Source organism: Streptomyces sp. NPDC037100 (genome assembly GCF_055606225.1).
This window is the reverse complement of record NZ_JBVJSX010000012.1, coordinates 124,299-144,651: the sequence shown is the minus strand read 5'-3', so window position 1 is coordinate 144,651 and position 20,353 is coordinate 124,299. Positions and strand designations below refer to the sequence as shown.

The following is a 20,353-nucleotide window of genomic DNA, read 5'->3' as shown; positions in this document are numbered from 1 at the left end:
GTGCGTCGCACGATGCCGGGCTGATCGAACGCGTTTGCAAGCGCGCCTACATACGGTCCACTCCGGCCGCGAAGGCCGCCCAGCTCTCCGCAGAGAAGAGCAGCGCGGGTCCGGCCGGGTCCTTGGAGTCGCGCACGGCGAGCAGTCCGGCCCAGGGCGGGCCATCAGGACACGCGGTCTCGACGCAGTTGTTCGCGCCGGTGCTGTAGCTGCTGCGCAACCACCGCACACCGTGCAGTTCGATGCTTGAGGGGACGTGACGAGGCAGTGCACGCATGGTGCCTCCTTACGCGCCGGCGGCTGTCCCGGCGATGAAATCCAACGAGTCCTCGGGCGAAAGGGCGTGGATCTGAAGGGCGTTGAAGGCCTCCGTGTAGGCCTGGAGGTCTTCTTTCCGCTCGAGGTAGAGGCTACTCGTCAAGTGGTCGAGAACGACCACATCCAGATCAGAAGTACTCGAAAATGAGAAGATAACGAAAGGGCCGGTGACACCTATGTGCGCTCCGGCGGCGAACGGCAGCACCTGCAGGCGCACTTGGGGCAGCCGGGCCGCCTCGACCAGTCGTTCAAGCTGGCGGGCCATGACCCCGGGCCCGCCCACTTCCCGCCGCAGCACCGCCTCGTCCAGCACGGCGCTCAGTCTCAGCGGGGGATCGGCGCGCAGCACGTCCTGCCGGGCCAGCCGCACCTCGACCAGCGTGTCGAGCCGGTCCTCCGGGAGCCCCTCCACCGCGGCCCGCGTCACCGCACGCGCGTACTCGGGCGTCTGGAGCAGGCCCGGGACGACGGTGGTCTCCAGCGTGCGCATCACGCCGGCCTGGGACTCCAGGCTGATGAAGTCCCGGTAGGTCGGCGGCAGCACCCCGCGGTAGGCGTGCCACCAGTGATGCCGGCCACCGCTGTCCTCGGCGCCCGCCAACGCCATGAGGAGTTCGCGCAGTTGGGCGTCCGTCACACCGTAGACATCCAGAAGTAACCGCACATCGGCCGGTTTCACCCCGCTCGTGCCCGTCTCGATCCGGCTGACCTTGGACTGGTGCCAGCCCACCAGCCGGGCCGCCTCACCGCTCGTGAGCCCCGCCGAGGAGCGCAGCGCGCGCAGTTCGGCGCCCAGTTTGCGGCGGCGCACCGCGGGACCGTGCTGCATGGGCTCCTCCTTACTCCTTCGGAGCCACCCAAATACGGTTTCGTGTCGCAGAGTTCACCGCTTTGAGCGACAGATATATGCATATCTTGGTGGATCGCCGACCTTCACGGGTGTTTCGGTGGCAGTCTGACGACGAAGCACCAGTCCGGGACCGTACTCGAACCATCCGCTCCGTGTCGGGCTACGGTCCCGTGGGAAAGGGACGACGTCGCCATGGCAGACCATCTGGAAGCATCCGTCACTCTGCCGAGCGATCCCGCCTCGGTCTCCGCAGCGCGTGCCTATGTGGTGAACACGCTGGCGGAGTGGGGCCTGCCGACGGACACGGAGGTGTCCGACACCGTCCGGCTCATCATCTCGGAACTCGCCACCAACGCCGTCCAGCACACCTTCGGTCAGTCGCCCACCTTCACCGTGGAGGTCGAGCTGGATCGCGACGAACGGCTGCGCATCGGTGTCACGGACAGTCACCCGCGCTTCCCCAGACGCCTGCCCGCAGCCGTCCAGCAGGACAACGGCCGCGGCCTGGTCATCATCCGCTGGCTGACCGCCGAGTGCGGTGGCAGACTCCGTATCCGCCCCACCCGCGAAGGCGGCAAGACCATCTCGATCGAACTCCCGTGGGCCGTCCCGGTCCGCCCGGTGACGACGGCGGGCCAGCAGGAGGCGTAGCCGGTCACAGCAGGACCTGAAGGCCCTCCCCACCGGGTGCCTCGACGCACCCCGGCCCGCGCGACCCACATCCGGGCCACCCTCGCGGCTCTACGCGGCCCGCTGCGCGCTGTGCGACCCGCCCGAGCCCGCGGCCCTCACCGGTGCCGCGCCGACGCCTCCCGGTGCGCTGCCGCCCCTCGCAGCTCTGACGGCTGCCGGACGGTGCGCCGCAGCGGTGCCGGGATCCGGATCTCGGCCCCCTCCGGCTCCTCCTCGGTGGTCTCCCCGGCTCCGTCCCGTTCCACGTGCAGCCCCGCCCGTCGCACCAGCCGGGGGAGTATCCCCCACAGCCCGACGCAGACCAGGAAGGTCGCGACGCCCGCGGCGATGCCACCGGCCCGGCCCGTGGTCACGTCGACCACCAGCAGCACCGAACCGCTGAACGCGAACACCAGCACGCTCAGACCGGTCGTGGCCAGACGCGAGGAGACCTGCACTATGCGGGGCTTGGCGCCCTGCTGGAAGAGGGAGCGGTGCAGCGCGGCCGGCGCGGTGAAGAGCGCGGCGGCCAGGACCGCCAGCAGCAGCGTGATGACGTAGGTGACGCGCTGAACCGTGTCCAGGTCCCCGAAGCGCGAGGTGAAGGCCAGCGACAGCAGGAAGGCGAAGAGGATCTGCACACCCGTCTGGGTGACGCGGAGTTCCTGGAGCAGCTCGACGAAGTTGCGGTCGGCGCGTTGCAGCGGAGTCTCGTTGCGCGCGGTGCAGGGACGGTGCTCGGCCATGACGTCACGGGTATCCACTTACGGCCGTGTCACGCTCCGGCGTGCGGCGGCGCGTCAAGGACGCCGCCGCACGCCGGGCGGATCACTTCACGCGCCCGTACCAGACGCTCTTGGTCCAGATCTTCTGCAGTCGCACCACGTCCCCGCTCTTCGGGGAGTGCCAGAGCTTGTTCTTACCCGCGTAGATACCGACGTGGTACACGTTGCTGCCCGAGTGGAAGAACACCAGGTCTCCCGCCTTGCGGTTCTTGGCGGAGATGTGGCGCGTCTTGTTGTACTGCTGGGCAGCCGTGCGGGGGAGCTTCTTGCCGGCCTTCTTGAACGAGTAGAGCGTGAGCCCGGAGCAGTCGAACCGGTGCGGCCCTATCGCCCCGTACTTGTAGGGCGAACCCTTCTTGGATGCCGCGATCTGGAGTGCCTTGGTCGCCGGTGTGGCTGCCGCGGCCTCGGAGGTGAAGCCGGGCGCCACGATCGAGCCGCCCACCGCGGCGATGGTGAGCGCCGAGGCCGTACCGGCTCGGGCCATGAGCGACGGGACACGATTGAGCGCAGTCATGCGCAACCCTTCGTCAGCCGCCTGTGAAGGATGACCTGTCGGATTCGGGCTGACAAAGTTGCCCGGCCGCTGACGCGGCTTCACCCCAAGGGCTGCTCGGGTCCGGTCATGGCGTGACCGTTCCGGCGACCCGTCGTGCTTGGGTCCTCCACTCCTGCCGATCCACTCCTGTCGACCGGTCATCCGGGCGGCGGCAGGACTCGGCGTCCGCCCGGATCGCCCCGCCACAGCGGCGGGGGCTTGTCGTCAGACAGGGATCTTGGCGCATGCCTGTCCGGATTTCCCAACGGAACCGGGGATTTGTGTTGTTACTCACCACTCACCCGTTCGGGTGGACACGTGTGCGTTCGCGCCACTGTCCACGGGTTCGCGGACCGTCGGACCAGCGGCGGAATACCCCAGTCCGTCCCCGGGCTACGCGTGTTGCGCAACCGGGAGGGCCCGAAAATCGGTCCTCCGCCTACTCCGAACAGGGGTACGTCTTTTGGTCCGTTTCAACTCAGCTCCGAACGCTCCGCCGTCGTCGGGCATCCGGACCGACGGCTTCGCGTCAACTGACGGACTCCGGGGGCAGGGTGAGCCGGGCCGTGCGCCGCTCACCGTCCAGCACGCGCAGCGCCCGGACCAGGGTGTCGGCGTGCAGTTCCGTCTCGCCCCGCTGGTGCATCAGGGCCAGAGCATCACGCAGCGCGGTCACCTTGCCGACGAGGGCCTGGGCGGCGCGCAGCCCGCGGTAGGTGTCGCCGTCGCGGGCCGGGTTGATGCGGCCGAGCAGGTCGACGACGTCGAGGTAACGGTCGATCAGTTCCGCCTCGGCGCGGGTCAGGGCGGGAAGCGACGGCAGTTCGGGCGGGAGCACCGGGGCCTCACTGCCCGGTCGGCGGGGCGAGGGTGGCCTTGCGGCCGGGGATGATCCCGTCCACCAGGCCGTACTCCGCCGCCTCCTGCGCGGTGAGGACTTGTCCCGCTCGATGTCCGCGCTCACCTGCTCCCGGGTGCGGCCCGTGTTCAGGGCGAGCATCTCCTCCATCCGGCTCCGGACGCGGGCCAACTCATCCGCCTGGATGGCCAGATCGCTCGCCTGACCGCGGATCGGCTCGGGCAGGGGCATCGCGGCGGAGCACTGGAGGGCCGGCCACTAGGCCCGTGCCCGTGCAGACGGAAGACCTCGGTGACCTTGTCCACGACCTTCCGCATCACGCGCAGGTCCGACGAACTCATCGCCTCCGTTCTCGGCAGGACGCTCGCCGCCCGTGAGTCCCTGGTCGTCGACGGCCGGCCCGCCTTCCCGCGGCTCGTCGTCCAGGTGTGGACGGAGACCCTGCGCAACGAGGAGCCGGCACTCCTGCTCGCGGACGGCTACGGCTCGGTCCGCGCGGCCTGGGGAGGATCGTCGAGGACTACCAGGAGGCCGGGATGATGCCGGGCGGACGTGGCGCCGGACCACGTGGCCCGCACGATGATGCCGCGGTGCTCGGGTTCATCGCCCAGCAGTCCCTCTTCGGGCCGGCGCCGGTCGAGGCCCTCCGGGACGGTCTGCGGGCGCTGATCGGCATGCGGGACGGGGACACGCCGACCGGTGGATCACGACTGGATTAACGTGCCCGAAACGCGGTCCGACTAGCCTGCCGCTCCACGCCACCTGGCACTTTGCCCCGTGGCCGCGGCAACCGGGCCCCGCACGGCCCGGAGCGACGACTGTGAGGTGGGACGTGCAGCTGACCCCGCACGAGCAAGAACGACTGCTGATCCACGTGGCGGCGGACGTCGCCGAGAAGCGCCGGGCCCGTGGTCTGAAGCTCAACCACCCCGAGGCGGTCGCGCTCATCACCTCGCACATCCTCGAAGGCGCGCGGGACGGCCGGACCGTAGCGGAGCTCATGTCCTCCGGACGTAAACTCCTGACCAGGGACGACGTCATGGAGGGCATCCCCGAGATGATCCACGACGTCCAGGTCGAGGCCACCTTCCCGGACGGCACCAAGCTCGTCACCGTCCACGAGCCGATCGTCTGACGGGGAGACCGCCGTGATTCCCGGAGAGATCCTGTTCGCCGAGGACCCGATTGCCTACAACGAGGGGCGCGAGGTCACCCGCCTCACCGTCCTCAATGCCGCCGACCGGCCCGTACAGGTCGGCTCCCACTACCACTTCGCCGAGGCCAATCCCGGCCTGGAGTTCGACCGCGCCGCCGCACGTGGCAAGCGGCTGAACGTCGCGGCCGGCACGGCCGTGCGCTTCGAGCCCGGGATCCCCGTCGACGTCGAACTCGTTCCGCTGGCCGGAGCCCGTGTGGTGCCCGGTCTGCGCGGGGAGACCGGAGGTGCCCTCGATGCCTGAGATCTCGCGTGCCGCGTACGCCGACCTGTTCGGCCCGACGACCGGCGACCGGATCCGCCTCGCCGACACCGACCTGCTGGTCGAGATCGAGGAGGACCGTTCCGGCGGCCCCGGACTCGCCGGTGACGAGGCCGTGTTCGGCGGCGGCAAGGTCATCCGCGAGTCCATGGGCCAGGCGCGGGCCACGCGCGCGGAGGGCACCCCGGACACGGTGATCACCGGCGCGGTGATCATCGACCACTGGGGGATCGTCAAGGCCGACGTCGGCATCCGCGACGGCCGGATCACCGGCATCGGCAAGGCCGGCAACCCCGACACCATGGACGGCGTGGACCCGGAGCTGGTCATCGGCCCGGAGACCGAGATCATCGCGGGCAACGGGCGGATCCTCACGGCCGGCGCGATCGACGCGCACGTGCACTTCATCTGCCCGCAGATCGCCGACGAGGCGCTGTCCTCCGGCATCACGACCCTGGTCGGCGGCGGCACCGGCCCGGCCGAGGGCTCCAAGGCCACCACCGTGACACCCGGACCCTGGCATCTGGCGCGGATGCTGGAGGCCATGGAGGCCCATCCGCTCAACATCGGCCTCCTCGGCAAGGGCAACACCGTCTCCCACGAGGCGATGCTGTCGCAGATCCGGGGCGGCGCCCTCGGCCTGAAGCTGCACGAGGACTGGGGCTCCACCCCGGCCGTCATCGACGCCTCGCTGACCGTCGCAGAACGGACCGGCATCCAGGTCGCCATCCACACGGACACGCTCAACGAGGCCGGGTTCGTGGGCGACACCCTGGCCGCGATCGCCGGGCGGGGCATCCACGCGTACCACACCGAGGGTGCGGGCGGCGGGCACGCGCCGGACATCATGACCGTGGTCTCCGAGTCGTACGTGCTGCCCAGCTCCACGAACCCGACCCGGCCGTTCACCGTCAACACCGCCGAGGAACACCTCGACATGCTGATGGTGTGCCACCACCTCAACCCCGCGGTGCCGGAGGACCTGGCCTTCGCCGAGTCCCGGATCCGACCGTCCACGATCGGGGCTGAGGACGTGCTGCACGACCTGGGCGCGATCTCGATCATCTCCTCCGACTCCCAGGCGATGGGGCGCGTCGGCGAGGTCGTCATGCGGACCTGGCAGACCGCGCACGTGATGAAGCGACGGCGGGGCGCGCTGCCCGGCGACGGACGAGCCGACAACCGTCGCGTCCGTCGCTATGTCGCCAAGTACACGATCAACCCCGCGCTCGCACAGGGTCTGGCCCGGGAGGTCGGATCGGTGGAGAGCGGCAAGCTGGCCGACCTGGTGCTGTGGGAGCCGGCGTTCTTCGGCGTCAAGCCGCAGCTCGTCATCAAGGGCGGGCAGATCGCGTACGCGCAGATGGGCGACGCGAACGCCTCGATCCCCACCCCGCAGCCGATCCTGCCGCGGCCGATGTACGGGGCGATCGGGCGAGCACCGGCCTCCAACTCCCTCAACTTCGTCGCGCCCCTGGCCGTCGAGGCCGGACTGCCGGAGCGGCTGGGGCTCGGGAAGCGGTTCGCGGCGATCGAGTCGACGCGCGGGGTCACCAAGGCCGACATGCGGGAGAACGACGCGCGGCCCGAGGTGCGGGTCGATCCCGACAGCTTCGCCGTGCACATCGACGGGGAGCTGGTCGAGGCTGCACCGGCGGCCGAACTGCCCATGGCGCAGCGGTACTTCCTGTTCTGAGGATGGTCTGATGTCACGTGCAGCGCTTCTCGTCCTGGCCGACGGGCGATTTCCCGCCGGGGGGCATGCGCACTCCGGTGGTGCCGAGGCGGCGGTCAAGGCCGGGCGGATCAGTGGGGCGGCGAGCCTGGGGGAGTTCTGCCGGGGCCGGTTGCACACGGCGGGGCTGGTGGCGGCGGGACTGTCCGCGGCCGCGGCGCTCGGGATCGACCCCGTCGCGCTGGACCGTGCCGCGGAGGCGCGCACGCCGTCGCCCGCGTTGCGGGTCGCCGCGCGGAAGCTGGGACGGCAACTGCTGCGGGCCGCGCGGGCGACCTGGCCGTCCGCCGAACTGGACGCGCTCGGCAGGGAGTTCCCCAAGGGGGCGCATCAGCCGGTGGTGCTGGGGCTGGCGGCGCGGGCGGCGGGACTGGGGCCGGTGGACGCGGCGTACTGCGCGGCGTACGAGAGCGTGAGCGGGCCCGCGTCGGCGACCGTGCGGTTGCTGAGTCTGGACCCCTTCGACGCGACGCGGGTGCTGGCCCGGCTGGCCCCGGAGGTGGACCGGGTCGCGGACCGGGCGGTGGAGGCGGCCCGGAAGGTGGTCGACGACGGGGTCGACGCCCTGCCCGCGGGGTCGGCACCGCTGCTGGAGATCGGGGCGGAGGTGCATGCGGCATGGCCGGTACGCCTGTTCGCCTCGTAGCCGCCCCCTAGAAGCGCCGCGCAGACCGGGGGCTGTGTTCGATGTGCGGCTCCGCCGCGTGAGCGCGACCAGCACCCACTCACCCGCACCCCGACGGCGGCGCCCGCCATCCCGCATCGCCCGCGAACCCGGGCCCGTCCCACCAGGAGCCGCACATGCACCTCGATCACGCCCACGACCTCCCCACCGCCCTCAGCGCGGACGCCCACCGTCCCGACGGCACCCGCAGGGCGCTCCGCATCGGACTCGGCGGCCCCGTCGGATCCGGGAAGACCGCCACCGTTGCCGCGCTCTGCCGGGCGCTCAGGGACGAGCTGGCGCTCGCCGTCGTCACCAACGACATCTACACGCGCGAGGACGCCGAGTTCCTGCTGCGCGAGGCCGTGCTGCCGCCCGAGCGGATCACCGCCGTGGAGACGGGCGCCTGCCCGCACACCGCGATCCGCGACGACATCTCCGCCAACCTGGAAGCGGTGGAGGACCTGGAGGACGCGGTCGGGCCGCTGGATCTGGTGCTCGTGGAGTCCGGCGGGGACAACCTCACCGCGACCTTCTCCAAGGGGCTCGTCGACGCGCAGATCTTCGTGATCGATGTCGCCGGGGGCGACGACATCCCGCGCAAGGGCGGACCGGGCGTGACCACCGCCGATCTGCTCGTCGTCAACAAGACCGACCTCGCCCCGTACGTCGGCTCCGACCTCGCCCGGATGGCCGCCGACGCCAAGGCGCAGCGCGCCGAACTGCCGGTCGTCTTCCAGTCGTTGCGGAGCGAGGCCGGGGTGGCGGACGTCGCCGTGTGGGTGCGTGCGCAGCTCGCCGCGTGGACCGCGTGAACGTGCGTACCGGTGCCGGGGTGCGGTCCCTCGCGCGGATCGTCGCACGGGACGACGGGCGCGGCGGGACCTCGCTGCCCGTGCTGGAGAGTGACGGGCCCCTGGCGCTGCGGCGCACCCGGGCCACCGGCTCTGAGGCTCGGGTCATGCTGGTCGGCGCGATGAGCGGGCCGCTCGGCGGTGACCACTTCACCGTGGAGGGGCGGGTGGAGGAGGGGGCGCGGCTGTCCGTCGGGTCGGCCGCCGCCACCATCGCGCTGCCCGGGCAGGCGAAGGGCGAGGCCCGCTACGACGTCCGGCTCGATGTCGCCGATCACGGCGAACTGCACTGGCTGCCGGAGCAGTTGATCTCCGCTCAGGGCAGCGACCTGTACGTCACCACCCGCGTCGAGCTCGCGCCCACCGCCCGGCTCGTGCTGCGCGAGGAGCAGGTGCTCGGACGCGTCGGTGAGGAACCGGGGCGCCTCACGAGCCGTCTGACCGTGCGGATCGCCGGGCAGGCCGTGCTCGACCAGGAACTGGCCTGCGGGCCCGGCGCGCCGGGCGGCTGGGACGGGCCCGCCGTCCTGGCGGGGCATCGGGCCGTCGGGCAACTGGTCGTCGTTTGGCCGGAGTTCGCCGTCGAGCCGGTGGCTGCGACGGTGCTGGGGGAGGGGGCCTCGGTCGTACCGCTCGCCGGACCCGCCGCGCTGGTGACCGCGGTGGCGCCGGACGCCCTCAGGCTGCGGCGAGTGCTCGACGAGGCGTTCGCGTCGCTCCCGCGGGCGTAGGCGTCCGTAGAGCAGAACGGCCTCTCCGTTTATCGGATTGGCAAAGAAGGGCGTCCGACCCTGTTGTCAGGGACCGCACAACAGGAAGGATCCTCCGTACTGATCGCAACGAGGTACGGGGAGGTCCCCCTTGAGGGGTTCTAGACCGAAGAAGCGGGTGGCGGCGCTCGGTTCGGCCGGCGCGCTCGTCACGGCCACGCTGATAGCCGGCGCCGTCGCGGCGCCCACCGCGAACGCGAGCGCGGGCAGCGGTTACGGCCAGGACCGCGAGGCCCGCGGCGCCGCGATCGCCGCCGCCCGGGCCGCGAAGGCCGGCATCGACTGGCAGGACTGCCCCGCCGACTGGAACCTGGCCAAGCCGATCCAGTGCGGGTACGTCACCGTGCCGCTCGACTACGCCAAGCCCTACGGCAAGCAGATCAAGCTCGCCGTCGACCGCATCGGCAACACGGGCACCAAGGCCGAGCGACAGGGCGCGCTCGTCTACAACCCCGGCGGCCCCGGCGGCTCCGGGCTGCGCTTCCCGACCCGGGTCACCAACAAGAACGCCGTCTGGGCCAACGCGGCCAAGGCCTATGACTTCGTGGGCTTCGACCCGCGCGGCGTGGGCAAGTCCGCGCCCATCTCCTGCGTCGACCCGCAGGAGTTCGTCAAGGCGCCCAAGGCCGACCCGGTGCCCGACTCCGAGGCCGACAAGCTCGCCCAGCGCAAGCTGGCCCGCGAGTACGCCGAGGGCTGCCAGGAGCGCAGCGGCGCGATGCTGCCGCACATGACCACGCCGAACACCGCGCGCGACCTCGACGTCATCCGCGCCGCCCTCGGCGAGAAGAAGCTCAACTTCCTCGGCGTCTCCTACGGCACCTACCTGGGCGCCGTCTACGGCACGCTCTTCCCGGGCCACGTGCGCCGCATGGTCGTCGACAGCGTCGTCAACCCCTCCCGCGACAAGATCTGGTACCAGGCCAACCTGGACCAGGATGTCGCCTTCGAGGGCCGCTGGAAGGACTGGCAGGACTGGGTCGCCGCGAACGACGCGACCTACCACCTCGGCACCACTCGCGCCGCCGTCCAGGCGAAGTGGCTGGAGCTGCGCGCCACCGCGAAGAAGAACCCCATCGGCGGGGTCGTCGGCCCGGCCGAGCTCATCTCCTTCTTCCAGAGCGCCCCGTACTACGACTCCGCCTGGGCGTCGACCGCCTCGGTCTTCAGCAAGTACGTCGCCGGCGACACCCAGGCGCTCGTCGACGCCGCCGCCCCCGACCTGTCCGACACGGCGGGCAACGCGTCCTCGGAGAACGGCAACGCCGTCTACACGGCCGTGGAGTGCGCCGACGCCAAGTGGCCCACCAGCTGGCGCAAGTGGGACCGCGACAACACGCGGCTCCACAAGGACCACCCCTTCATGACCTGGGCCAACGCCTGGATGAACCTGCCGTGTGCGACCTGGCCCGCCAAGCAGCAGACGCCGGTCGACGTCAAGACCGGCAAGGGCCTGCCCGGCGTGCTCATCGTCCAGTCCGAGCGGGACGCGGCCACCCCGTACGAGGGCGCCGTGGAGCTGCACAAGCGGTTCAAGGGCTCCCGCCTGATCACGGAGAAGGACGCGGGCTCCCACGGCGTCACCAGCCTGGTCAACCCGTGCATCAACCCCCGCGTGGACAGCTACCTGCTCACCGGCAAGCTGGACGGCGCCGACGTGACCTGCGCGCCGCACGCCACGCCGAAGCCGTAGTCGTGACCGACTGCGTTCGGTGGTGAGGGGCGGCCGGGACACCGGCCGCCCCTCCCTCATGCCGGCCGGGCCGCGAACCAGGCGTCCTCCGCCGCGTAGTCGAAGAGGTCCGGGTAGGCGCGGGCGAGGGTGGGGAACGCCTCGCGCCAGTCCTGGCCGGACAGCCGGTGGACGAGCCACTCGACCGTCTCCGGCAGGCTCTCCGGGTAGGACACGACCGGCCGGTACCCCAGCTCCCGTTCCGCGGCCGACATGTCGCACACCACCGGCGACTCCACCGACCAGGGCGAGCTGCCCGCGGACCCCTGCGCCGACCCGTCCAGCAGGACGGTCTTCGTCTCCGCCCCCATGATCGCGTCCACCGCAGACCCGATCTCCGACACGGTCGGTGGCAGCGGATCGCAGGCGTTGAGCACCCGTGAACCCGGCGAGGCCGCCGCCAGCCGGATCAGTTCGGCGATGTTGCGCGCGGCCGAGGTGTGGAACACGCTCTCGCCACGGAAAGCGAGCATCCGCCCGCGCCGGCCGTCGAGGTTCCGCTTGACGAAGTACAACTCGCGGGGGAGCGGGCTGTACGATCCGTGGATCGCCCCCGGACGCAGCACGGTGGTGGGCAACCGGTGGCCGGCCGCGAGCAGTTCACACTCCAGAGCCACCTTGCGCGTGCTGTACGTGGCGTCCCCGGGCGGAACCGTGACCTGGTCCTCCGCGATCGGCACGGGGTACTGCGGGAGCCCGTCCGGCTCGCCCATGGTGTCGAAGCCGCGGCCCTTGCCGTCCTCGTACACCGACACGGAAGACACGACCACGGCCGAGCCGATCCGGTCGGCCAGGGCGGTCAGCTGCCGTGCGTGCGGGGCCCCGTAGGCGACCATGTCGACGAGGAGGTCACAGCCGTCGCCGATGAGTGCGCCGAGCGCCGCGTCGTCCTCGCGGTCCAGCCGCCGCGTCCGCACCCCGCCGGGCCAGTTCTCGTGCCGGCCGCCACCGCGCGAGGCGGCCGTCACCTCCCAGCCGTCCCTCGCCAGCGCCTCCACCGCCGGACGACCGACCTGCCCGCCCGCCCCGATCACCACAGCACGTCTCATGCCGCGACCGTAGAGCGCCGAGGGCCGGCCGAGGAACGGGCTTCTGCCGACAGCAGAGCTCAACTGAGGGGCATGCGCCGGAACTTCCGCTCCTTCGTTGCGGCTGCCTCCTCGGCCTTCACCACGGCCGCGTACCGGTCGACGTACTCCTGCTCGGACAGGGAGAGGATCGCGTACATGATCTCGTCGGTGATGGCGCGCAGGACGGCCTTCTCGTTCTCCATGCCCTCGTAGCGGGAGAAGTCGAGGGGCTCACCGAAGCGGATCACCACGGGGTGGATGTGGGGGATGAGCTTGCCGGGCGGCTGCGCCTCGAAGGTGCCGATCATCGCGCAGGGAATCACCGGGACGCCGGCCTTGAGCGCCATCACCGCCACCCCGACCTTGCCCTTGTAGAGCCGGCCGTCGTGCGAGCGGGTGCCCTCCGGGTAGATGCCGAGCAGCTCGTCCTTGCTCAGCACCCCGAGGCCCTCGCGGATCGCGGCCTGGCCCGCGTCCTTGCCGGAGCGGTCGACCGGGATCTGCCCCGCGCTGCGGAAGAAGAAGGCGGTCAGCCTGCCCTTGACGCCCGGGCCCGTGAAGTACTCGGCCTTCGCGAGGAAGGTGATGCGCCGTTTGAGGATGGCGGGCATCAGGAAGTGGTCCGAGAACGACAGGTGGTTGCCGGCGATGATGGCGGCGCCCTCCGCGGGAACGTGCTCCAGGCCCTCTATCCGAGGCCGGAAGACCAGTCGCAGCAGCGGGCCCAGCAGAACGTATTTCAGCAGGTAGTAGAACAAAGCGGGCGCTCCTCGACTCTCGCGGTGGTCTCAACCGCCGCGTTCCAGCAGGTCAACCGGCATGTCGTGGGGTGCCAGTGTAGGTGTAGGCGCGGTCGCCGGGCACCTCGTGCGGGCGGCGGGCACAGATCCTTCGCCAATTGACTGATGGTCAGTCAGGTGCCGGGTGTCCGGTGGTGCTCCTGCGGCTGGGGAGGGTCGCGGGACCAGCGTGCTGCGCCACCCGGGTGACGGGCAAGCCGAACGGGTGGGGTGGCGCGATAGCGGGGGTGCGTGACCTGCCGGTGGCTCTTGCGGGCGAGAGGGCCGCTGTGGGCCGGTGGCCCCGGCGAGTAACCTGCCAGGCATGCGGATCGCTGTTTCCTCGGACATGGACGAACCCGTCGCCCGCTCCCTCGTGGCCGCCCTGCGCGAGCGGGGTCATGAGGTGCGCCCGCACGGCGCTCTGCGCCCGGGGGACGACCCGCAGTGGGCGGTGTGCTCCGAGGCGGCGGCACGCGAGGTCGCCGATGGCAGGGCCGACCAGGCGGTGGTGTGCTGCTGGACCGGCACGGGCGCCTCGATCGCGGCGAACAAGGTGCCCGGCGTACGGGCGGCTCTGTGCACGGACGCCTACACGGCCGACGGGGCGCGCCGCTGGAACGACGCCAACGTGCTCGCGCTCAGCCTGCGGCTGACGTCGCAGCCGCTGCTGACGGAGATCCTCGACGCGTGGTTCGCCGGTGAGCCCAGCGCGGACGCCGAGGACCGGCAGAACGTCGACCGCGTCCGGCTGCTCGACCACGGCAAGACGCGCATGTAGGTCACAGCCGCACGATGATCAGCGCGGTGTCGTCGGTGGCGCCGCCGGGCGGGAGCAACTCCAGCAGAACGGTGTCGGCGAGGGTCTCCGGGTCCTTGTCCCGGTGCTTGCCCAGCGCCTCGGCGAGCCGGTCCAGGCCCGTGTCGATGTCCTCGGTGCGCCGTTCGATCAGGCCGTCGGTGTACAGCACGAGAGTCGCACCCGCCGAGAACGTGGTGGCGGCCTGGGGCCTGGGGATCGGGTCCGGGCGGGCGTCCAGCGGCGTGTCCGTGGCCTGGTCGAGGAACTCCGTACGGCCGTCCGGGTGGACCAGCACGGGCGGGGGATGGCCGGCGCTGCTGTACGTGATGACGTGGCGGTCGCAGTCGATGAAGGTCGTCACGGCGGTCGCCGACTCCGCTCCGTCGATCACATGGGCGTAGCGCCCCAGCACGTCCAGGGCCTGGGCCGGCCCGTCGGCGACCCGGGAAGCCGCGCTGAGCGCACTGCGCAACTGGCCCATCACCCCGGCGGCCGCCAGCCCGTGCCCGACCACGTCGCCCACGGCCACGCCGATCCGGTCGCCGCCCACCAGGTCGACCAGGTCGTACCAGTCCCCGCACACGTTGAGCGCGCCCACGGCCGGGCGGTACCGGACGGCGGCCGGGTGGTTGCGGACCTGGCGGGGCGCGGGAAGCATCGCCTCCTGCAGCGCCAGCGCCACCTCCCGCTCCCGGGAGTGCGCCCGGCGCAACCGTTCATTGAGCTCCTGCAGCTCACGAGCACGGGTGTACAGCTCGGCCTCCAGCACCCTGGTCCGGCTGCCCTGGGTCCCCGGAGAGCCGCCCCGGGCCCGGATCAGCTCCGTGACCTCCTCCACCCGGTGCAGGATCAGCACGACCGCGCCGTCCGAGCCCAGCAGTGGCGCGTTCACCGGGCTCCAGTAGCGCTTGTGCCACTCGCCGGGCCGCTCCGGGTCCTCGACGTCGTAACGCTGCAGGGCCATGGTGTCGCGCTCACCGGTGGCCAGGACGCGGTACAGCGAGGCCTCCAGATTGCGCATGCCCGTCGCGGCCGGGTCGTTCGGGTTGTCCGGGAAGACGTCGAACAGGTACTTGCCGATCAGCTGCTCCCGCGTGCGGCCGGAGACGCGGGCGAACTCCTCGTTGACGTCCGCGTACACGAGCTCGGGTGTCAGGAGCGCCACCATGCCGGGCAGGGCCTTGAAAACCGCACCGTAGTCGATCGCCGTCTCCGCCATGGCTGTCGCCTCACCGCCGCCGGGGTACACCAGTTTCGCACGGTATGGGCGAACCTCAAGCGTCTTCACCCGGGACGTTCCGCCAGGGACTGCTCGGCCCAGATGATCTTTCCCTCGGGAACGAACCGCGTGCCCCACCGCTGCGTGAGCTGGGAGACCAGCAGCAGCCCGCGTCCGCCCTCGTCCGTCGTCCGGGGATGGCGCAGGTGGGGAGCGGTGGCCCCGCCGTCGAGGACCTCGCAGACCAGGGCACGCTCCCTGATCAGTCGGAGCCGGATGGACCCGGTGGCGTATCGGATGGCGTTGGTGACGAGCTCGCTCACCACCAGCTCGGTGGTGAAGGCCAGCTCCTCCAGACCCCAGTGCGCGAGCTGCCGGGTGGCCGTGCGGCGGGCGTCGGCGACCACGGCCGGGTCCGACGGCAGGTCCCAGGCCGCGACCTGCCCGCTGCCGAGACGTTTCGTCCGGGCCATCAGCAGGGCCACGTCGTCGTACGGGCGGGCCGGGACCAGCGCGTCGACCACGGACCGGCAGTACGACTCGAGCGGGCCCGCCTGCTCCAGGGCCCGGCGCAGTCGCTCCCGGCCCGCGTCGACGGCCCAGGTCTCGCCCCGGGCCAGCAGCCCGTCGGTGTGCAGCGCCATGGTGCTGCCCTCCGCCAGGGTCAGCTCGACCGCCTCGAAGGGCGGGCCGCCCACGCCGAGTGGCGGTCCCTGCGGCAGTTCGACGAACACGACCGAGCCGTCGGGCCGCACCACGGCCGGGGCGGGATGCCCCGCCGCGGCCAGCGCACACCCCCCGTCGACCGGGTCGTAGACGGCGTACAGGCAACCGGACCCCACGCCCGGCGTGCCCGCGGAGCCCATCGTCCCGGGCTCCGCGCCCTCCTCCCGCGCCGAACGCGCCACCAGATCGTCGAGGTGCGCCAGCACCTCCGCGGGCGGCAGATCCAGAGCCGCCAGCGTCCGCACGGCGGTCCGCAACTGCCCCATGGCCGCGGCGGCGTCGATGCCGTGCCCCGGCACCTCGCCCACGACCAGCGCCACACGCGCCCCGGACAGCGGGATGAGGTCGTACCAGTCGCCGCCGAGACCGGTCAGCTCGTCCGCCGGCCGGTAACACGCGGCCACCTCGACGGCGTCCTGCTCGGGCAGGCGGTGGGGGAGCAGACTGCGCTGCAGGACGAGCGCGGCGTCCCGCTCGCGGGTGTAGCGGCGGGCGTTGTCCACACAGACGGCCGCGCGGGCGACGAGGTCCTCGGCCAGCCGCAGGTCCTCCTCGTCGAAGTGCTCCCGGTGGTCGCGCCGGTAGAAGGTCGTGATGCCCAGGGTGATGCCGCGCGAGCGTATCGGCACGGTCATCACGCTGTGCAGACCCAGCTCCCGGAACGTGGCCCGGCGGCCGCTCGGGGTCCTCGTGGTCCAGTCCCGGGTCAGCGGGTCGAGACGCTCCGCGCGCCAGGACCGTCCCGTGGCCAGACAGCGGAAGGGCGGCGTTCCGGCCCGGAAGGCCACCCCCTCGCCGATCTCGATGACGGCCTCCACGAGATCGTCCTGCGCGGAGCGGTAGCCGGCGCGGCGCAGCTCCACCGGTTCCTCCGAGTCCGCGAGCGGCCCGGGCACCGGCTCGCCGCCCCGCAGCACCGACTCCAGCAGGTCCACGGTGACGAAGTCGGCCAGCCCCGGCACGGCCACGTCCGCCAGTTCCTGCGCGGTGCGCGTGAGGTCGAGGCTGCGGCCGATGTTCTCGCCCGCCCGGTCGAGCAGCGCCAGCCGCTGTCGCGCACGGTGCCGCTCGGTCATGTCCACGACCGTGTAGTACACGCCGATCGGATGGCCCCGGTCGTCCTCGAGGCGGGTGAACGACAGCATGTGCGCCGTCTCGCGCAGCGGGGCCGAGCGCACGTGGCCCACATGCTCGTAGCCGACCACCGGCTCGCCGGTCTCCAGCACGTGACGCATCTGCGCCTCGACCGCCTGGGCGTCCATGCCCGGCTGCACGTCGGCGAAGCGCAGCCCGAGCCGGCGCGCCGCCGGACCGCCACCGAACTGCTCCAGGGCGGCGTTCGACCACACGAAGCGCAGGTCCGTGTCCACGATCGCGATACCGACGGGGGCGCCCGCCGCCATCTGCTCCAGCACCGTGCGGCTCATGTCCCAGCCGGGGGCGTCGGACAGCTCCGACAGGAGCAACAGCCAGCGCGCGCCGCCCTGCGCCTCCTCGGCCGAGGCGATCCGGGCCGCGACCTTCAAGGGTTGCCCGTCCCTGCGGCGGGCCGTCAGCAGCCCCGTCCAGCCGCCGTTCCTGCGGCACCGCTCGACCAGGTCCGGTACGCGCTGCGCGTCCTCGGCGACCAGCAGGTCGGCCAGCTTCCTGCCGACCGCCTCGGCAGCCGGGTACGCCAGCAGCCGCCGGGCATCCTCGGTCCAGCCCGTCACCACGCCCTGTGGATCGAGCAACAGGGGCGCCGCGTCGGCCACATCGAACCGCTGCCGGGCAACGCCGTACACCTCGTCTGCGCCCACGGCCGACCTCTCTGTCGCTGACAGTGGTCTACCACCTCTTGCCTCAATCTTCACCCTTCCGGCGACGTGGGGCGGCTTGTGCGGGGCCGGTCGGGGCCCCGGGGCCGGACGCGGTGGGGGTGTTCCGGACGCCGGGCGGAGGGCGGCGGCGGCCAGGTGACGAGCACGCCGCCCCGGTTCCGTCCGCGCGGCTGAACGGCCGGTCGACGCGAGGCGGCCGGCCGCCGGTGTGCACGCCTGTGCGGCACCCGCCCGGTCGACGCCGGGCGCGTCCCTGGGCCGGATCGTGGAGGGGGCGCGCGCGCAGCTTGCGCCGCCTCGTGGAGAGAAGCGGGTGCAGCCTTGCGCTGCCTCGTGGAGGGGGGCGGGTGCAGTCTTGGGCCGGATCGTGGAGGGGGGCGGGTGCAGTCTTGGGCCGGATCGTGGAGGGGGGCGGGTGCAGTCTTGCGCTGCCTCATGGGGAGGGACGGGTGCAGCCTTGTGCCGCCTCGCGGAGAGGGGGTGGGCGGCCCGTCTCAGGCCTCCACCCCCGCCCCGGTGACCTCAATCCCCCTTACCCCAGCGCCTTCTCCAGAGCCCCGAGTGCCCCCGTCAGCTCCTCGCCCGTGATGGTGAGCGGTGGGGCCAGGCGGATCGTCGAGCCGTGGGTGTCCTTCGCCAGGACTCCCTGTCGCATCAGGCGTTCGCTGATCTCGCGGCCGGTGCCGAGTGCGGGGTCGATGTCGACGCCCGCCCACAGCCCGCGGGAGCGGAAGCCGACGACGCCCCTGCCGACCAGAGCCGTCAGACCGTCGCGCAGGATCACGCCCAGTTCGGCCGCGCGGCGCTGGAACTCGCCCGTCTCCAGCAGCTCCACCACCGCCGTACCGACCGCAGCCGCCAGCGGATTGCCGCCGAACGTCGAGCCGTGCTCACCCGGGTGCAGCACCCCGAGCACCTCCCGGCGTCCGACCACCGCCGACACCGGCACGATGCCACCGCCCAGCGCCTTGCCCAGCAGCAGCACGTCCGGCACCACCGGCTCGTGCTCGACCGCCAGCGTCCGGCCCGTGCGGCCGAGCCCGGACTGGATCTCGTCCGCGATGAACAGACAGCCCTTGCGGCGGGTCAGCTCCCGCACACCGGCGAGATAGCCGTCGTCGGGAATGATCACCCCCGCCTCGCCCTGGATCGGCTCGATCAGCACCGCCGCCGTGGTCTCGTCGACCGCCGCCTCCATCGCGGCCAGGTCGTTGTACGGCACCACCCGGAAACCCGGGGTGAAGGGCCCGAAGCCCGCCCGGGCCGTCTCGTCGGTGGAGAAGCTGACGATCGTCGTCGTACGCCCGTGGAAGTTGTCCGCCGCGACCACGATCGTCGCCCGGTCGGCCGGTACGCCCTTGACGTCGTAGGCCCACTTGCGGGCCACCTTCACCCCGCTCTCCACCGCCTCCGCGCCGGTGTTCATGGGCAGCACCATGTCCATGCCGGTCAGCGCCGCCAGCCGCTCCGCGAATTCGGCGAGCCGGTCGTTGTGGAAGGCGCGCGAGGTGAGGGTCAGCCGGTCGAGCTGGCGATGGGCCGCCTCGATCAGCGCAGGGTGCCGGTGGCCGAAGTTGAGGGCCGAGTAGCCGGCCAGCATGTCGAGGTAGCGCCGCCCCTCCACGTCCTCCACCCAGGTGCCCTCGGCACGCGCGACGACCACCGGCAACGGGTGGTAGTTGTGCGCGAGGACCGGCTCCTCCGCGCGGATCAGCTCCTGCGAGCCACGGGTCTCCTGCGTGCCCCGGGCCTCCGGCGAGTCCTCGGTGCGGACGGGTGCGGTCATGAGCGGATCTCCCGGATCTCCTGGGTGCAGCACTTGATGCCGCCACCGGCCTTGTGGAACTCGGACAGGTCGACGGGGACGGGGGCGTAACCGCGGTCGGCCAGTCGCCCGGCCAGGCCCGTCGCCCCCGGTGAGATGAACACGTGGCGCCCGTCGGAGACGGAGTTGAGCCCGAACGCCATCGCGTCCTCGCGGGTGGCGAGCACCGCGTCCGGGTACAGCCGGGCCAGCACCTCGCGGCTGCCCGGCGAGAACGCCTCGGGGTAGTAGGCGATGTTGCCGTCGTGCCCCTCGTCGAGGACGAACAACGCCGTGTCCAGGTGGTAGAAGTACGGATCCACCAGCGTCAGGCTGATCACCGGCGTCCCGAAGTACTCCTGCACCTCGCTGTGGGCCTCCCGGGTCGTCCGGAAGCCCGTCCCGGCCAGGATCCAGCGGCCGGCCGGCACCAGGTCGCCCTCGCCCTCGCACACCGACTCGGGGTGGTAGACGTCGTAGCCCTCCGTCTTGAACCACGCCTCGTACGGCACGGACTCGGGACGGCGCTCGGGCGCGTGGAAGAGCGAGCCGAAGACGCGGCCGTCGACGACGACCGCCGCGTTCGCCGCGAACACCATGTCGGGCAGGCCGGGAACGGGTTTCACACTGTCCACGGTATGGCCGTGGGCACGGTAGGCGTCGACCAGCGCCTGCCACTGGTCCAGGGCGCGGATGACGTCGACGGGTTCGTCGGGATGCATCCACGGGTTGATCGCGTACTGCACGGCGAAGTGTCTGGGTTCGCAGACGAGGTAGCGCCGCCGGCGCGGCACACGGGAGTCGGGCACAGAGGGGTCCCTCCGCTTCCTCACGGTGTGTGACTGGGGGTTGACACAACGGTAGGAACTGGCGGCGGT

The 20,353-nt window shown here is 71.8% G+C and carries 22 protein-coding genes, 1 pseudogene and 1 riboswitch; of the genes and pseudogenes, 11 read left to right on the top strand and 12 right to left on the bottom strand.

The genetic code is table 11. The annotated features are described in order from the left end of the window. Nucleotides 1-46: 46 nt before the first annotated feature. Together ACZ7EG_RS32570 and ACZ7EG_RS32565 are read right to left on the bottom strand one after the other, a co-directional pair. Entirely contained in the window at nt 47-277 is a 231-nt protein-coding gene (locus tag ACZ7EG_RS32570; protein ID WP_471086839.1) for a DUF397 domain-containing protein, read from the bottom strand. Between the two features lie 9 nt (nt 278-286). After that, nucleotides 287-1,147, bottom strand: coding sequence for a helix-turn-helix domain-containing protein (locus ACZ7EG_RS32565; protein WP_471086836.1), 861 nt, complete (start codon nt 1,145-1,147; stop codon nt 287-289). 213 nt (nt 1,148-1,360) lie between these two features. On the opposite strand from ACZ7EG_RS32565, the gene ACZ7EG_RS32560 reads away from it, so the two are divergent. After that, a complete protein-coding gene (locus tag ACZ7EG_RS32560) occupies nt 1,361-1,819 on the top strand; it encodes an ATP-binding protein (protein ID WP_471086833.1) in 459 nt (152 codons plus the stop codon). 137 nt (nt 1,820-1,956) lie between these two features. Here the strand turns inward: ACZ7EG_RS32560 and ACZ7EG_RS32555 are convergent, their stop codons facing one another. The 4 genes and pseudogenes from ACZ7EG_RS32555 to ACZ7EG_RS32540 form a co-directional block, all read right to left on the bottom strand. Continuing rightward, complete coding sequence (locus tag ACZ7EG_RS32555) at nt 1,957-2,586, bottom strand: DUF6328 family protein (protein ID WP_471086830.1); 630 nt, start codon at nt 2,584-2,586, stop codon at nt 1,957-1,959. A gap of 82 nt (nt 2,587-2,668) precedes the next feature. Beyond that, the gene (locus tag ACZ7EG_RS32550) at nt 2,669-3,142 is read right to left on the bottom strand and encodes a C40 family peptidase (RefSeq protein WP_344464487.1); all 474 of its coding nucleotides are present in this window, start codon (nt 3,140-3,142) and stop codon (nt 2,669-2,671) included. Nucleotides 3,143-3,145: 3 nt separating this feature from the next. Then, nucleotides 3,146-3,326, bottom strand: a riboswitch (cyclic di-AMP (ydaO/yuaA leader). A gap of 366 nt (nt 3,327-3,692) precedes the next feature. Then, the gene (locus ACZ7EG_RS32545; RefSeq protein WP_471087174.1) at nt 3,693-4,001 is read right to left on the bottom strand and encodes a hypothetical protein; all 309 of its coding nucleotides are present in this window, start codon (nt 3,999-4,001) and stop codon (nt 3,693-3,695) included. Between the two features lie 159 nt (nt 4,002-4,160). Continuing rightward, nucleotides 4,161-4,253, bottom strand: a pseudogene (locus tag ACZ7EG_RS32540) (ATP-dependent Clp protease proteolytic subunit); the annotation flags it as partial. A 60-nt stretch (nt 4,254-4,313) separates the two neighbouring features. On the opposite strand from ACZ7EG_RS32540, the gene ACZ7EG_RS32535 reads away from it, so the two are divergent. The 9 genes from ACZ7EG_RS32535 to ACZ7EG_RS32495 all read left to right on the top strand — a co-directional run bounded on the left by ACZ7EG_RS32535 (nt 4,314) and on the right by ACZ7EG_RS32495 (nt 11,216). Then, nucleotides 4,314-4,562, top strand: a complete 249-nt coding sequence (locus ACZ7EG_RS32535; RefSeq protein ID WP_471086826.1) for a hypothetical protein — start codon at nt 4,314-4,316, stop codon at nt 4,560-4,562. Nucleotides 4,563-4,612: 50 nt separating this feature from the next. Next, nucleotides 4,613-4,741: a hypothetical protein gene (locus tag ACZ7EG_RS32530; protein WP_471086823.1), complete on the top strand. Its 129-nt coding sequence runs from the start codon at nt 4,613-4,615 to the stop codon at nt 4,739-4,741. A 113-nt stretch (nt 4,742-4,854) separates the two neighbouring features. Then, entirely contained in the window at nt 4,855-5,157 is a 303-nt protein-coding gene (locus ACZ7EG_RS32525; RefSeq protein ID WP_104781970.1) for an urease subunit gamma, read from the top strand. Nucleotides 5,158-5,170: 13 nt separating this feature from the next. Next, a complete protein-coding gene (locus ACZ7EG_RS32520) occupies nt 5,171-5,482 on the top strand; it encodes an urease subunit beta (protein WP_053674249.1) in 312 nt (103 codons plus the stop codon). Further along, nucleotides 5,475-7,196 (top strand): urease subunit alpha, encoded by a 1,722-nt coding sequence (locus ACZ7EG_RS32515; protein WP_471086820.1) that lies wholly within the window; start codon nt 5,475-5,477, stop codon nt 7,194-7,196. The genes ACZ7EG_RS32520 and ACZ7EG_RS32515 overlap by 8 nt, the downstream gene beginning before the upstream one ends. 10 nt (nt 7,197-7,206) lie before the next feature. Beyond that, nucleotides 7,207-7,881 carry an urease accessory protein UreF gene (locus ACZ7EG_RS32510; RefSeq protein ID WP_471086817.1) on the top strand — a complete coding sequence of 225 codons (675 nt, stop codon included), beginning with the start codon at nt 7,207-7,209 and terminating at the stop codon, nt 7,879-7,881. A 155-nt stretch (nt 7,882-8,036) separates the two neighbouring features. After that, nucleotides 8,037-8,714 carry an urease accessory protein UreG gene (gene ureG, locus ACZ7EG_RS32505; protein ID WP_471086814.1) on the top strand — a complete coding sequence of 226 codons (678 nt, stop codon included), beginning with the start codon at nt 8,037-8,039 and terminating at the stop codon, nt 8,712-8,714. Then, nucleotides 8,711-9,484, top strand: coding sequence for an urease accessory protein UreD (locus ACZ7EG_RS32500; protein ID WP_471086811.1), 774 nt, complete (start codon nt 8,711-8,713; stop codon nt 9,482-9,484). Before ureG ends, ACZ7EG_RS32500 begins: the two co-directional genes overlap by 4 nt. 130 nt (nt 9,485-9,614) lie before the next feature. After that, entirely contained in the window at nt 9,615-11,216 is a 1,602-nt protein-coding gene (locus tag ACZ7EG_RS32495) for an alpha/beta hydrolase (RefSeq protein WP_471086808.1), read from the top strand. Nucleotides 11,217-11,272: 56 nt separating this feature from the next. Here the strand turns inward: ACZ7EG_RS32495 and ACZ7EG_RS32490 are convergent, their stop codons facing one another. Together ACZ7EG_RS32490 and ACZ7EG_RS32485 are read right to left on the bottom strand one after the other, a co-directional pair. Continuing rightward, nucleotides 11,273-12,304, bottom strand: a complete 1,032-nt coding sequence (locus ACZ7EG_RS32490) for an NAD-dependent epimerase/dehydratase family protein (RefSeq protein ID WP_471086805.1) — start codon at nt 12,302-12,304, stop codon at nt 11,273-11,275. 59 nt (nt 12,305-12,363) lie between these two features. After that, entirely contained in the window at nt 12,364-13,083 is a 720-nt protein-coding gene (locus ACZ7EG_RS32485) for a lysophospholipid acyltransferase family protein (RefSeq protein WP_471086802.1), read from the bottom strand. A gap of 346 nt (nt 13,084-13,429) precedes the next feature. Here ACZ7EG_RS32485 and ACZ7EG_RS32480 point away from each other — a divergent pair, with 346 nt between their 5' ends. Further along, a complete protein-coding gene (locus ACZ7EG_RS32480; RefSeq protein ID WP_471086799.1) occupies nt 13,430-13,885 on the top strand; it encodes an RpiB/LacA/LacB family sugar-phosphate isomerase in 456 nt (151 codons plus the stop codon). Between the two features lies 1 nt (nt 13,886). Here the strand turns inward: ACZ7EG_RS32480 and ACZ7EG_RS32475 are convergent, their stop codons facing one another. The 4 genes from ACZ7EG_RS32475 to ddaH form a co-directional block, all read right to left on the bottom strand. Next, complete coding sequence (locus ACZ7EG_RS32475; protein ID WP_471086796.1) at nt 13,887-15,125, bottom strand: PP2C family protein-serine/threonine phosphatase; 1,239 nt, start codon at nt 15,123-15,125, stop codon at nt 13,887-13,889. Between the two features lie 65 nt (nt 15,126-15,190). Then, the gene (locus ACZ7EG_RS32470) at nt 15,191-17,650 is read right to left on the bottom strand and encodes a SpoIIE family protein phosphatase (protein ID WP_471086793.1); all 2,460 of its coding nucleotides are present in this window, start codon (nt 17,648-17,650) and stop codon (nt 15,191-15,193) included. A 553-nt stretch (nt 17,651-18,203) separates the two neighbouring features. After that, a complete protein-coding gene (rocD, locus tag ACZ7EG_RS32465) occupies nt 18,204-19,457 on the bottom strand; it encodes an ornithine--oxo-acid transaminase (RefSeq protein WP_471086790.1) in 1,254 nt (417 codons plus the stop codon). Continuing rightward, on the bottom strand, nt 19,454-20,284 hold the full coding sequence (ddaH, locus tag ACZ7EG_RS32460; protein WP_471086787.1) for a dimethylargininase: 831 nt from the start codon (nt 20,282-20,284) through the stop codon (nt 19,454-19,456). Before ddaH ends, rocD begins: the two co-directional genes overlap by 4 nt. Nucleotides 20,285-20,353 lie beyond the last annotated feature (69 nt).